This is a genomic window from Solwaraspora sp. WMMA2101, from assembly GCF_049179175.1.
Taxonomy (GTDB): domain Bacteria; phylum Actinomycetota; class Actinomycetes; order Mycobacteriales; family Micromonosporaceae; genus Micromonospora_E.
The window spans coordinates 3,319,957-3,332,074 of the sequence record NZ_JBMHMA010000006.1 but is presented as its reverse complement, the minus strand read 5'-3'; the positions used below and the strand labels follow the sequence as shown (position 1 = coordinate 3,332,074).

Genomic DNA, 12,118 nt, shown 5'->3' with positions numbered 1-12,118 from the left:
GAAGCGGGTGCTGGGTTGGGCCCGTGAGTTCCTCTCCCAACCCTGGCCGTTCCTGACCCTGGCGACTCTCGCCGTCGTCGGCGTGCTGGTCCACCGGCCACTGGCCCGCCGGCTCGGCTGGGCCCGCTGGCCCACCCTGGGCATGCTGCTGGGTGCGGCGGCGGTCGCCGCGCTCACCCTGCCTCCGGCACCGGTCGGCACCGGCGTACCGCTGGCTCCCGGGGTCTCGGTCTCCGGGCCGGACGCCGCCGTGATCGCGGCCTGCGCCCGGTCGTTGACCGACCCGGCCGTGCTCTGGTCCGGGCTGGTCACGGTGGATTCGCTCGGCGAGCGGGTCGGCAACGTCGCGATGTTCGTACCGCTGGCCTTCTGCACGGTGCTGGCGGTACGTCGACCGGTGCTCGCCACCGGGTTGCTGCTGCTGGCACCGGCCGGGGTGGAGCTGGCCCAGGCGGTGTCCGGGCTGGGGCGGGAATGCGTCGGCTACGACTGGGTCAACAACGCCACGGGCGTCCTGCTCGGTGCGGCCGCCGGCGGGGTCGTGGCGGTGGGCTGGCGGGTGGTCGGCTCCGGGCCGGTCAGCTCCCGCCGCTCGCGACGTTCGTCGCGATGAACACACCGCGCGCGATCCTGCCCCGGCGCTCGTCGAGCACGGTACGGGTGGCGGCCACCGCCCACTCCACCGACGGGTACCGGGCCAGGCACCGCTGAGGCCAGTCCGCGGCGCCACCGTCCGTACCGGTGTCTGTACCGGCGGCTTGCGCGTCGGTGTGCCCGAGGATCCGCAGCGCGTCGAGGGCGTCGAGGAGCCCGGCCAGCGCGGCGGTGCGGGCACCGACCGGTCCGTTGCCCCGGCGGGCGGTCAGGAGCCGTTGCCGTGCCTCGGTCTCGGGCTCCGGGGTCGTGCCGTCCGGCGTCGGGTAGCGGGTACGCCGCAGGATCGGCACCCGACCCTGCTCACGCCGGAGCAGGCCGGCCTCGGTGAGCGTGTCGAGCACCCGGTCGACCAGCCCGGGTGCGAGGGCGGTCACCCAGTGTTCCGGCGGTTGCCGGGCCGCTGCGTGAATTCTGCGCCAGGTGGCCTCGAGCAACGGGTCGGTGCCGAGCGGGTCGGGTGCGCGTTCGCCGCCTGCGGTGACCCGGCCGTCGACGTCGAGGTCGAGGTGGCCGGTCGCGGCGAGGTCGCACAGTACGGCGCCGGCGACGCCGTGGTCGAGGTCGTCGGTGGCGATCAGTACGGTGCCGGAGTCGTCGTGACCCAGGAGCACCAACTCTTCGGGAAGGCTGAGTGTCGTCATCGTGTCACGCTAGCGTGATCGGATGGACGCTGCCGGTCATGTGGTGCGGTGGGTGGATCTCCAGCCTTGAGCGAATGCGCATCCTTCCAATAGGGTGGTGCACCGACCGCTGCGAATGTCGGCCTCCGTTTCCCCCGCCCGGGAGGCCCCGGCGATCGTTCATGAAGGAGTCGCTGCCAATGGCACGTGTGCTCACCCGTACGCGCACAGGTGATTACTTTAAGTTTCTATCTGGTGACTCAAAGAAGTTTTCGCCCATTGTCGGGCGTGGTGTCGTCGCCCTGCTGCTCGTCCTGACCGCGGTCGTGGGGCCGGCTGCCCCGGTGGCCGCCCAACCCTCTCTGGCGGAGATCGAAGCCGAACTGGACGCCCAGTGGCTGAAGCTGGAACCGGTGATCGAGCAGTACAACAAAGTTCGCAGCGAACTCAAGGCCAACCAGAAAAAGGCCGCTGAACTCGACAAGCGGATCGCGCCACTGTCGTTGCAGGCCAGTCTTGCCGCTGACGAGATCGGCGAGGTGGCCAACAGCTACTACCGCACCGGTCCGTCGAGCGAACTCAACGCGTTGCTGAAGACCGGTTCGCCGACCAGTCTCGCTGATCAGCTGCTGGTGCTGGACCGGATCTCCAAGCGGCGTCAGCAGCAGATCGCGACGGTGATCGAGACCCGCGACCGCTACCTTGCCGAGCGGCAGGCGCTCGACGAGCTGATCGCGCAGCAGAAGGCGCAGGACGAGGAGCTGGCCGACAAGCGCAAGACGATCGACGCCGAGATCGACAGGCTGGAGCAGGCGCGGCTGGCCGCGTACCGGACCACCGGTTTCACGGGCGGTTCCGGGGCGTCCGGGCCGTGCCCGGCCGCATCGGTCGGCGGGGCGGCGGGGGTCGCGGTCGGTACGGCGTGCGCGCAGATCGGCAAGCCGTACGTCTGGGGTGCCACCGGTCCTAACGCGTTCGACTGCTCAGGTCTGACGCAGTACGCGTGGGCGAGTGCGGGTGTCGGGCTGACCCACTTCACCGGCGCGCAGTGGAACCAGGGTTCGACGGTCAGTCGGTCGGAGGCGCGCCCAGGTGATCTTGTCTTTTTCTTCAGTGATCTGCGTCACGTAGGTCTCTACATTGGCAACGGCATGATGGTGCACGCGCCACGTCCGGGACAACCCGTGCAAATGGAGAATATCGACAACATGCCGGTGGTCGGATTCAAGCGCGTCGGCTGAACGTGCAGGTCAACGTCGGCCGGTACGGTCCGAAAGTGCGGGGCGGTCGGCGATCATCGATCGTCCGGACCGGCACTTTCGGACCGGCTGGACCCTGTTCTTCGAACGCGTGAACGACGGCGGGTGATATACGACTAGCAATCGATCGAGTACGTTGAGAAATGAGTAGTCACCTCGCTTGCGTGACGAGAACGGCCCTCTCTACCCTTGGGGATCGTCGAGTCGGGAGGACGTCAACCAGCCCGGTTGACCTCGGCCTGACACCGCCAAATCGTCAGCGACACGGCGAGCCGGGGACCCACGGAACCGGGGTGAATCCACAGCGTCGTCTGTGGTAGGGCGTCTCCTTTCCGCCCGAACCCGTCAGCTAACCCGGTAGGCGGTCTGGGGAGAAGGAGTCCTGGTGGCTACGACAGCCCCTCGGCGATCCGGATGGTCCGACCAGGACCACCTCCGGACAGTCCGGAACACCCGTCGACGCCTCCTCCGGGGCGCGATCGCCGTCACCGCCAGCATCGGCCTGCTGCTGACCGGCGCACCCGCACCCGCCCAGGCGCAACAGACCGTGGCGGAGATCGAAGCGCAGATCGACGAGGTCTGGGCCGAGCTGGAGCCCACCATCGAACGGCACAACGCCGTACGGCAGGACCTCACAGCCAAGAAGAAGCAGGCCGAGGCGCTGCAGAAGAAGATCCAACCGCTGCAGGTCCAGATCGACCTCGCGATGGACCGGGTCAGCGAGTTCGCCGCCCGGTCGTACAAGGGCGGCAGCCCGTCGGCGTTCAGCGCGATCCTGACCAGCGGCAAGCCGACCCACCTCGCCGACCAGCTGGAACTGCTCGACCAGTTCGCCCGCCGGCAGGCCCGCGACGTCCAGGCCGTGGTCGACCTCAAGGAGAAGTACGCCGCGGAGAAAGCTCCGCTGGACCAACTGATCGTCGAGTTGACCAGCACCGAGGCGCAGCTGTCCGCGAAGGCCAAGGAGATCGACGCCGAGGTCGACCGGCTCCAGGAGCTGCGACTGCAGGCGTACGGATCGTCCACCAGCCTGGGCTCGCTGCGCCCGGCACCCTGCCCGGCGACCTACCCGGGGGGAGCCGCCGGAAAGGCGGTCACCTTCGCCTGCGCGCAGATCGGCAAGCCGTACATCTGGGGATCCGCCGGCCCGAGCGGTTACGACTGTTCCGGGTTGACCCTGGCCGCCTGGCGGCAGGGCGGCGTCTCACTGCCGCACAACGCGGCACGTCAGCGGCAGGTGACCAGGAACATCAGCCGTGACGAGCTGCGCCCCGGCGACCTCGTCTTCTACTACAGCCTGTCCCATGTCGGAATGTACGTCGGCGACGGCTGGATCGTGCACGCCTCGCAGGCCGGCGAGCCGATCGCGATGCGCAAGCTCGGCTCCGGCATCCACAGCTACGGAAGGCCCGGCTAGACCTCACTCCTCCCCATGGCCTGGCGCATGTCGCGGATCCCCCCGTTGCGCGGCAGCACCGGCCACCAGAAAGACGCTCTCCCAGGTCTCCCCCCGGCCTGGGAGGGCGTCTTTCGCTACCTGCCCGCGCTGGCTCAGCTGGTCGGCCAGGTCCGCCACTGCTGCCAGGACCGGCTCGGGGTAGGTCCGCGCTGTCCCTGGTAGCGGGAGCCGTAGACCGACGACCCGTACGGATGCTCGGCGGTCGACGACAGCCGGAAGATGCAGAGCTGGCCGATCTTCATGCCGGGCCACAGCTTGATCGGCAGGTTCGCGACGTTGGACAGTTCGAGCGTGACGTGGCCGGAGAAGCCCGGGTCGATGAAGCCGGCGGTCGAGTGGGTGAGCAGCCCGAGCCGGCCCAGGCTGGACTTGCCCTCCAACCGGGCGGCGAGTGCGTCGCCGAGTGAGACGACCTCGAGCGTCGAGGCGAGCACGAACTCGCCGGGGTGCAGCACGAACGGGTCGCCGTCGGGCACCTCGACCTGCGACGTCAGATCGTCCTGCCGGGTCGCCGGGTCGATGTGGGTGTACAGGTGGTTGTTGAACACCCGGAAGTACCGGTCGAGCCGGACGTCGATGCTCGACGGCTGGATGAGCGCAGGCTCGAACGGTTCGAGGGAGAGCCCGCCGGTCTTGGTCTCCGCGACGATGTCCCGGTCGGAGAGGAGCATCGTCACACCATAGCGACCCTCGGCCGGGCACCTCGCCGGCTGGGGTAATCGTCGAGGGCGGACACGCCGCGTTCCGACTATCTCTTCGAACACATGTTCGATAGAATGGTCGGCATGGCAACCTGGTCCCAGTTCGCAGCCGACGAGCCCCGCCTGGCCACGGCGATCCGGCTTCTCATGCAGCAGTACGGCCCCGGTCTCGGCTACCTGGCGACGGTGCGTGCCGACGGTGGCCCCCGGGTTCATCCGGTCTCGCCCGTGATCACCAAGGACGGGTTGTTCTGCTTCATCGTCGACTCGCCCAAGCGTCGCGACCTGGAGCGCGACGGGCGGTACGCGCTGCACTCGTTCCCGCCGGAGGAGAGCGACGACGAGGCGTACCTCGCCGGCCGCGCGCGCCCGGTCACCGACGTCGCCACCGTCGCCCGACTCGCCCGCTCCGCGCGTGCCGTGCCGCACGTGGACTGGCGACTGTTCGAGTTCACCGTCGACGTGGCGATGGTCGCCCGGCACGGCACCGGCGCCGGCCCCGCCACCACGATCGCGCTGGAGCCTGCGGTGCAGGTCTGGATCGACCCGGCCAGCGGCACCCCCGTTCCCCACGAGGCGGCGGCTGCGGTCGCCTGCTGATCGACACTCGTCGCCCGACCGCCGGTCGTCTCGACGAGCCGGGCGTGAGGGCGTTGCGCACCAGGGCGGCCGACAGGGTAGAGTAGGGCCGCTCGCGGGTGTAGTTCAATGGCAGAACATCAGCTTCCCAAGCTGACAGTGCGGGTTCGATTCCCGTCACCCGCTCCACACCGAAAGCCCTGGTCAGGATCACAATCCCAACCAGGGCTTCGTCGTATGCGCGCGGGATCGCCGCCAGCTTCCTACTTTCGCGGGTACGCGGCCTGCAGCACTTCACGGATCAACTCGCTGGGACTGCGGTTGGTCAGCTCTGCCACCTTTTTGATCATTTCGTAGGTTTGGTCGTCAACTCGGATGCTGATCTTGTGCGATGCGCCGCCACTGCTGGAGAGTGGCGGTCTGCCGACCCGGCGGGGTGCGAGACTGTCGGGGTCGTACCCAGCCTCTGCTTCTGCGACCAGTTCGCTCTCCAGCTGCGACGTGAGCGTCGTACCGTCCTTGGTCTGTCGGCTGGCTGCCCGAGTCGCCCGGGCTGCGGTGGTGGTTGCCCGGCGTGGTGCCTTTGTCTTGTTAGATGTCGTGGAGGTCGTTCGGTCCTTCGTCGCTCGCGTTACACCCGCCATGGCTTCGCCTCCTTGTAGAGCCGGTTGTACTTGGGTCGCATGTCCATGGAGTGGATCACGCGCAGCGTCCCGTCCAGCAACTCGATGGCGACGACTTCGAGAGCGACGCCGTCCCTGTCGTCGCCGAGGAACAGCAGCCGTTCTGGCCGGTCCGGGGGTTCTGGTGGGAGGGCGTACGGCTGACCGCAGTGTTCGATGACGTACCGTGATCGATGTTGCGCTATGTTGTGCTTGCTGGCGGACTGCGCCCACGAGTACCTGTACCTGGCCACGCGTCGTATTTTGTCCGACGAAACCTGTCCTGGCTAGGATGACACGTTCGCTCGACCGCCGGCAAGGGCCCGGCCAGGCAGCTCGATCTGTCGTTGCGCTGGGAATTCCCCGCGCGCCGTCCAATCGTGCCATTGCCTTGCCAGTAGGCCAGGACGATGAAGGCCAGCCCACGCTACGGGAGGCCCCTGTGGCCTGGGGGACGAGCCCAGCACGGGCCCGGGTCGGCGATTCCCAAGCTGACAGTGCGGGTTCGATTCCCGTCACCCGCTCCACACCGAAAGCCCTGGTCAGGACGCCAGTCCCAACCAGGGTCTGCTGCTGCATGTGCGTGGGTCGCCGGATCGCTACTTTCGCGGCTACGCGGCCTGCAGCACTTCGCGGATCAGCTCGCTGGGGCTGCGGTTGGTCAGCTCTGCCACCTTTTGATCATTTCGTAGGCTTGGTCATCGACTCGGATGCTGATCTTGGTAGTGCTGATCGCCCCCGCCGCAGGTGCGGCAGATCTCACGACCTGGGCAGGCAGGTCCGACCCGGACCGCGACAGACTGGCGTCGTGACCGCGATCTCACTGCAGGCGAATCCATCCGATGCCGGTAGCTGGCTGCAACTCGCCCGGAAGTGCGAGACCGCCGGATTCGACGCCTTACTTGTCCCGGACCATCCGGGCTCGGCGGCCTCGCCCTTCGTCGCTCTCGCGGCTGCGGCGGCCGTCACGTCGGCCATCGGGCTCGGCTCGTACGTATCCAATGCCGGAGTCCGCGAACCCATGCTGCTCGCGGCCGATGTCGCCACGCTCGACGTGGTCTCCGGCGGCCGCGCCCGCCTCGGCCTTGGCGCGGGCCACACCCCGGCCGAGTGGGAGGCGATCGGGCGACATCGGCCCGATGTCGCGGGTCGGGTACGGCGGTGCACCGCGGTGGCTGAAGCGGTGCGTGCCCTGCTCGACGGTGCGGAGGTGAGTGTCGACATTTCTGAGGTCACCGCACGTGCGGCCCGGCTGACCGGGCCAAGGCCAGTGCAGGACCGAGTGCCGCTCACTGTCGGCACGGGCAACTCCCACCTGTTGCGCTGGGCGGGAGGCAACGCCGACGTCGTCGGTCTCACCGGGTTCGGCCGCACCCTCCCCGACGGGCACCAGCACCAGACCCGCTGGCGCAGGGACGAGATCGAGGCACAACTGCGGCAGGTCGCGGTCGGTGCCCACGGGCGTGACGACCCGCCGCAGCTCGAGGCACTCGTACAGAAGGTGATCGTGACGGACGACGCGGAAGCCGACGCCGCAGGCATGAGCGCGGCACTCGGCATGACCGTGGCCGAACTACTGGCCACGCCCTTCGTGCTGATCGGCACCGAGTCAGAGATCCTCTCCGCCATCGCCGAGCACGAGAGGCGCTGGGGCGTCACCCGTTTTGTCGTACGCGAGGATGCCTTGGATCCGTTGACCCCCGTGATCGGACAGCTGAGTCGCCGGTTGCGCGGCGGCGCACTGGGCGGCGTACCGCTGGAAGACTAGAGCCCGCAACCTACAGCGGGCCGAGTTCGTCGAGGTCGTAGCTGGTCGCTGCCAGTACGGGTGTCGGTGCCGCGTCGGTCCGGGTCCAGCTGCGGCGTAGCGCCGCGACCCGGGCTTCGATGACCTGGGTACGGTTGGCCCGTTCGATAGGTGACCAGTGTGCCTGCTGGCTGGTCACCTGACCGGCCCACCGGCGGTAGAGCAGCCCTGCCTCGCCGATGAAGTAGCCGTCGCGTACCGCGTCGGCCGCCAGCAACAGCCCGGTGTCCTCCGAGGCGGGCAGCGCCATCCAGCCGCCGAGGGCGAACAGCAGGTCGGTCCGGATGCACAGGGTCGCCGGGTGCACCGGCAACTGGTGGGCGTTTGCCTGCCAGTGCCGGTGCACCGTCCCGGCGGTCAGCCTGCCGGGTGCCGGGTCGGTGGCTACCGCCGAGGTGCTGCCGTCCGGGGCCAGGTCCAGCGCCCGCGCCGTGGTCCAGCCGATGGTCGGATCGGCTGCGAGGACCGCGATGTCGCGGGCCAGCGCGTCGGCGGTGAGCCGGTCGTCGGCATCGAGCACCTTCACCAGCGGCCCGTCCACCCGGGACAGCGCCATGGTGCGGGTGACGCCGGGGCCACCCGGGCGGTTGGTCCCCGTACTGATTCGGGGGTCGTCGGGTAGGGCGGCGGCGACCGCACCGGTCTGGCCGTCCTCCTGGACCAGCCACCGCCACTGCCAGCCGGCGGGTAGCCGCTGGTCGCGCAGTGCGGCGTACGCGGCGGTCAGGAACGGGATGCTCGGCGGATGGACGGGGGTGACCACCGAGATGATCCGGGTTGATCGCTGCACCGGAGTGACTTTACCGATGGTGGTTGATCCGGGACCTACCGTCGTGCCGCCGGGTGCACTGGTACTAATTGTCCATGCCGGAATCGTCGGATCAGCGCTCGGTGGACGCCGCCCACTCCCGTCCCGTCGGGGTGGACGACGCGACCGTGGCCGCACTGGGCGAGCTGAGTAAGGCGCTGGAGACGGTGCACCGCGCGCGGGGTCACCTGTACTCGATGCACCAGCTGATCGGCGGTGCGGACGCGACCCTGGACCGGGTGGTGCAGCTGCTGAGCGACGCCGGCCACCATCAGATCGCCGAGCGGGTGCAGGACGAGCTGATCGGCCGCAACGTGCTGGCGGGCCGGTGGACGTTCCAGCTGGTCGAGGAGTTCGACGACGGCTACTACGCGGCGTTCCAGGAGATCGAGCGGGCGGCCCGCGACGAGTTGGCGGGCGGCCGCCGACACATCCACGAGGCCGAGATGAAGCAGTCCCGGCGCACCGCCGGTCGGCCCGGGCACGAGGCGACGCCGTAGCTCGTGGCCGGGTCGGTCGTGGGTCAGAGTTCCGTACCGTGCAGCAGGCTCCGGATGCGTAGTTCGTCGACGACGGCCGGCGGGCAGTCGGCGACGATCACCGCGCTGCCGGTGACGGTGGCCTGCCGTACGGCGACGAGCTGCGCCATCGCCCGGAGCTGAGCACCGGTGCTCACCCAGTCGTCGACGAGCAGGACCCGGTCGGCGGGGCGCAGGTGGCGGTCGCGGATGCCGAGCCGCAGGGTCCGTCCCCGGTAGTCGGGTGCCGTCGTGGTCCAGGTGGTGGCATCGGCGATGGCCCGTTGCGGGTCTTCCTTGTACGCCGGCACCACGCCGACGCCGAGCGCGCTCGCCACGAGTGGGGCGATGAGCAGCCCGGTCACCTGGGGTGCCATCACCACCGTGGGGCGGTCGTCGGCGGCGAGCGCCGCCAGCGCGGGCCCGAGCGCAGCGACGATCCGTGGGTCGCGCCACCAGCCGGACATGTCGCTGACGAGGTGGCTGCTGGTCGGGCCGGGGTCGTGCCAGCGGAACGTGTCGGTCAGTAGGCGTCGGATCCCGTCGGTCACCGGCCGAGTATGCCGCCAGGTACGCCGCCGACGGGTGCCGCGACGGTGCCGTGACGGGTGCCGTGACCGCCGTAGCCGGGTTGTCGGGCGTTGCCGGGGCTCGCCTTGACAGGACAAGCGCTGCTGTGACTACCCTGCGCGACGGTTATGTTGTCCCCTCGCCCCAGGAGCAACCCATGACGTCACGGCATCGCTCCGCTCGCTCCCGACGGTTGCGGTTCGCGCCCTGGTTGGTGGTTGCGCTGGTGGTGGGCGGGGTGTCCGGGGGTACGGCGGCTGCGGTCCAGTGGACGGCCGGCTCGTCGCGTACGACTGAATGGGTCGACGTCGCGCCGTCGGGCGTCGCGTCACCATCGGCGTCGGCGGCGTCCGCGTCACCGTCGGACACCGCGACGTCGTCGCCGGCTGCCACCGGCACGCCGACCCCGGCGGAGTCCGCGCGGGGCGACCGGGCGGCCCGTGGCGCCGAGCGGGCGGCGACGACCCCGTCGCCGGAGGCGTCGCCGACGACGGCCGAACCGCCGTCGGCGTCGACCACGGGGGACTCGGTGGTCTCCAGTGGCACCTGCGGCACGTCGTACTACGCGAGCGGCCAGGTGACCGCCAACGGCGAGTCGTTCGACCCGTCGGGAATGACCGCCGCGCACCGCACGTGGGCCTTCGGTACGCGGGTCCGGGTGACCAACCCGCAATCCGGTGCTGCTGTGGTGGTGCGGATCAACGACCGGGGTCCGTTCGTCGAGGGACGCTGTCTCGATCTGGCGCGTGGGGCTTTTGAGCAGATCGCACCACTTTCTGTCGGTCACCTCGAGGTGCAGTACGAGGTACTCGACGACTGACCGCGCAAACTGAGTGACCAATCAGTGCTCCGACGCTGGTCAGAGCCGGAATGTGCCAATCCGAGTTGTACCCGCAGGTTGAGCAACCAGACACGTCCCGCCGGGTCGGACCAGAAAACCAGATCGCGTCGTATACCCCAGGTGGCCAGAACCGGGTCAGACAAGGGGTCAACAGCATTGGGCCGCCGCACCCGATGAGTCATGCTGTTTCGCGTACCCATGCGCATCACACCGATGGGCGGCCGCCGCCCACTGAGCTCCGGATCCCGCGTCGGCCTCGGCGCGGCCCTCGTGCTGCTCGCGCTCGTGTCGGTCGTGGAGATCGCCGACGGCTCCGGAGCGAACTACGTGGGGCTGGTCGCGGCGGCGCCGTTCCTGGCCGCCGCCTTCGCCACCTGGCGGGTCGTGCTCTCCATCGGAGTGCTGGCCACCCTGATGGGCGGCGTGTTCGCGTTGACCGGGCAGATGGTCTCCCTGGCCACGGCGGTGAACGTGGTCGGCATCGCGCTGGCCACCGGCCTCGCCGCCGCAGTGGCGGTGATCAGGGAACGCCAGGCGCGGCAGATCGCCGAGCTGTCCCGGCTGGCGTCGGTGGCGCAACAGGCCGTGCTGCGACCGCTCGGACCGCAGGTCGGCACGCTCGCCGTCGCCGGACGCTACATCTCCGCCACGGCCGCCGCGGACATCGGCGGTGACCTGTACGAGGCGCTGGACACCCCGTACGGCGTACGGATGATCATCGGCGACGTACGCGGCAAGGGCCTGGACGCGGTCCGGCTGGCGAGCATCGTGCTCGGGTCGTACCGGCACGTCGCCTACGAGCGGGCGGATCTGCGCGCCATGGTCGCGGACCTGGACCGGGCGGTCGCCCGCAGCGTCGGGGACGAGGACTTCGTCACTGCGGCCCTGGTCGAGGAGCGCGGCGGCACGCTCACCATCGTCAACTGCGGCCATCCGGCACCGCTGCTGCTGCGCCGGGGCGAGGTGATCCCACTCGAACCGCCGGCACCGGCACCGCCGCTGGGGTTCATGCCGGTGGTACGGCCCCGGGTGGAGCGGCTCGAACCGGGTGACCGGCTGCTGCTGTTCACCGACGGCCTGGGCGAGGCGCGTCGCGACGGCGCGTTCTTTCCCACTGCCGACCGGGCCTGGCAACTGCTGGGTCACGGTACGGTCGGCGACGGTCTGGCCTCGTTGGAGACCGCACTGATCGAGTGGGTGTACGGGCGGCTCGACGACGACATCGCCCTGGTGCTGATGGAGTACTCCGGCTCGGGCGCGGTGCCGGCGGCGTCGGTGCCCAGTTGGGAAGTCGGCGTCGCCGACGGCTGATTCGCAGCCTCGGCCGGCTTCGCAGCCTCGGCCGGCCGACAACGCGCCGGCGACCGGCGCCGCTGCGGTCGCCGCGCGGTCGTGACGCGCTGGTCAGGCCAGGCGCAGCTGACCGGTCAGGAAGCTGGTGCCGGTGACGACGGCACGGTGCCGGCCGACGTAGCGCCGGGCGGTGACCGGCTCGATCAACATATCGAACAGTCGGTTGAGAGACATGTCGACCTCCTGTAGCTATCCAGCTTTACTTGGCCTTTGTCCGATTAAGTCTGTTACCGGGCAGAACGAGTGCATCGAAGCTCGGTGACGGGGTCGTCAAGAGTTGGCTG

General features: G+C 69.5%; 15 protein-coding genes, 1 tRNA gene and 1 riboswitch. Of the genes, 9 read left to right on the top strand and 7 right to left on the bottom strand.

Annotation, left to right across the window (positions count from 1 at the left end; all coding sequences use genetic code 11):
* The first annotated feature begins 7 nt into the window (after positions 1 to 7).
* Positions 8 to 613, top strand: a complete 606-nt coding sequence (locus tag ACN28F_RS15955) for a VanZ family protein (RefSeq protein ID WP_289208747.1) — start codon at positions 8 to 10, stop codon at positions 611 to 613.
* Here the strand turns inward: ACN28F_RS15955 and ACN28F_RS15950 are convergent.
* Positions 579 to 1,298 carry a GOLPH3/VPS74 family protein gene (locus ACN28F_RS15950; protein WP_421358473.1) on the bottom strand — a complete coding sequence of 240 codons (720 nt, stop codon included), beginning with the start codon at positions 1,296 to 1,298 and terminating at the stop codon, positions 579 to 581. The two genes, ACN28F_RS15955 and ACN28F_RS15950, sit on opposite strands and share 35 nt — an antisense overlap.
* 161 nt (positions 1,299 to 1,459) lie before the next feature.
* On the opposite strand from ACN28F_RS15950, the gene ACN28F_RS15945 reads away from it, so the two are divergent.
* A complete protein-coding gene (locus tag ACN28F_RS15945; protein WP_421358472.1) occupies positions 1,460 to 2,518 on the top strand; it encodes an NlpC/P60 family protein in 1,059 nt (352 codons plus the stop codon).
* A 254-nt stretch (positions 2,519 to 2,772) separates the two neighbouring features.
* Positions 2,773 to 2,915: riboswitch (cyclic di-AMP (ydaO/yuaA leader) on the top strand.
* Positions 2,916 to 2,921: 6 nt separating this feature from the next.
* Positions 2,922 to 3,953, top strand: a complete 1,032-nt coding sequence (locus ACN28F_RS15940) for an NlpC/P60 family protein (protein WP_421358470.1) — start codon at positions 2,922 to 2,924, stop codon at positions 3,951 to 3,953.
* A 134-nt stretch (positions 3,954 to 4,087) separates the two neighbouring features.
* Here the strand turns inward: ACN28F_RS15940 and dcd are convergent, their stop codons facing one another.
* Positions 4,088 to 4,666, bottom strand: coding sequence for a dCTP deaminase (gene dcd / locus ACN28F_RS15935; RefSeq protein WP_289208743.1), 579 nt, complete (start codon positions 4,664 to 4,666; stop codon positions 4,088 to 4,090).
* Between the two features lie 114 nt (positions 4,667 to 4,780).
* Here dcd and ACN28F_RS15930 point away from each other — a divergent pair, with 114 nt between their 5' ends.
* Positions 4,781 to 5,296 carry a pyridoxamine 5'-phosphate oxidase family protein gene (locus ACN28F_RS15930; RefSeq protein ID WP_289208742.1) on the top strand — a complete coding sequence of 172 codons (516 nt, stop codon included), beginning with the start codon at positions 4,781 to 4,783 and terminating at the stop codon, positions 5,294 to 5,296.
* Between the two features lie 94 nt (positions 5,297 to 5,390).
* Positions 5,391 to 5,464: transfer RNA gene (locus ACN28F_RS15925), tRNA-Gly, on the top strand.
* Positions 5,465 to 5,538: 74 nt separating this feature from the next.
* On the opposite strand, the gene ACN28F_RS15920 is transcribed toward ACN28F_RS15925, so the two are convergent.
* Together ACN28F_RS15920 and ACN28F_RS15915 are read right to left on the bottom strand one after the other, a co-directional pair.
* Positions 5,539 to 5,919: a ribbon-helix-helix protein, CopG family gene (locus ACN28F_RS15920; protein WP_353850497.1), complete on the bottom strand. Its 381-nt coding sequence runs from the start codon at positions 5,917 to 5,919 to the stop codon at positions 5,539 to 5,541.
* A complete protein-coding gene (locus ACN28F_RS15915; RefSeq protein ID WP_289208741.1) occupies positions 5,907 to 6,191 on the bottom strand; it encodes a hypothetical protein in 285 nt (94 codons plus the stop codon). The genes ACN28F_RS15920 and ACN28F_RS15915 overlap by 13 nt, the downstream gene beginning before the upstream one ends.
* Before the next feature lie 554 nt (positions 6,192 to 6,745).
* Between ACN28F_RS15915 and ACN28F_RS15910 the strand changes: the two genes are divergently transcribed.
* Complete coding sequence (locus tag ACN28F_RS15910; RefSeq protein WP_421358467.1) at positions 6,746 to 7,705, top strand: LLM class flavin-dependent oxidoreductase; 960 nt, start codon at positions 6,746 to 6,748, stop codon at positions 7,703 to 7,705.
* A gap of 10 nt (positions 7,706 to 7,715) precedes the next feature.
* On the opposite strand, the gene ACN28F_RS15905 is transcribed toward ACN28F_RS15910, so the two are convergent.
* Complete coding sequence (locus tag ACN28F_RS15905; RefSeq protein WP_421358465.1) at positions 7,716 to 8,534, bottom strand: glycosyltransferase family 2 protein; 819 nt, start codon at positions 8,532 to 8,534, stop codon at positions 7,716 to 7,718.
* A gap of 74 nt (positions 8,535 to 8,608) precedes the next feature.
* On the opposite strand from ACN28F_RS15905, the gene ACN28F_RS15900 reads away from it, so the two are divergent.
* Positions 8,609 to 9,052, top strand: a complete 444-nt coding sequence (locus tag ACN28F_RS15900; RefSeq protein WP_289208738.1) for a hypothetical protein — start codon at positions 8,609 to 8,611, stop codon at positions 9,050 to 9,052.
* A gap of 23 nt (positions 9,053 to 9,075) precedes the next feature.
* On the opposite strand, the gene ACN28F_RS15895 is transcribed toward ACN28F_RS15900, so the two are convergent.
* A complete protein-coding gene (locus ACN28F_RS15895; RefSeq protein ID WP_289208737.1) occupies positions 9,076 to 9,621 on the bottom strand; it encodes a phosphoribosyltransferase family protein in 546 nt (181 codons plus the stop codon).
* A 176-nt stretch (positions 9,622 to 9,797) separates the two neighbouring features.
* On the opposite strand from ACN28F_RS15895, the gene ACN28F_RS15890 reads away from it, so the two are divergent.
* Together ACN28F_RS15890 and ACN28F_RS15885 are read left to right on the top strand one after the other, a co-directional pair.
* Positions 9,798 to 10,460: a septal ring lytic transglycosylase RlpA family protein gene (locus tag ACN28F_RS15890; protein WP_289208736.1), complete on the top strand. Its 663-nt coding sequence runs from the start codon at positions 9,798 to 9,800 to the stop codon at positions 10,458 to 10,460.
* 219 nt (positions 10,461 to 10,679) lie between these two features.
* Entirely contained in the window at positions 10,680 to 11,792 is a 1,113-nt protein-coding gene (locus ACN28F_RS15885) for a PP2C family protein-serine/threonine phosphatase (RefSeq protein WP_421358463.1), read from the top strand.
* A 93-nt stretch (positions 11,793 to 11,885) separates the two neighbouring features.
* On the opposite strand, the gene ACN28F_RS15880 is transcribed toward ACN28F_RS15885, so the two are convergent.
* Positions 11,886 to 12,008, bottom strand: a complete 123-nt coding sequence (locus ACN28F_RS15880; protein ID WP_289208734.1) for a hypothetical protein — start codon at positions 12,006 to 12,008, stop codon at positions 11,886 to 11,888.
* Positions 12,009 to 12,118: the final 110 nt, after the last annotated feature.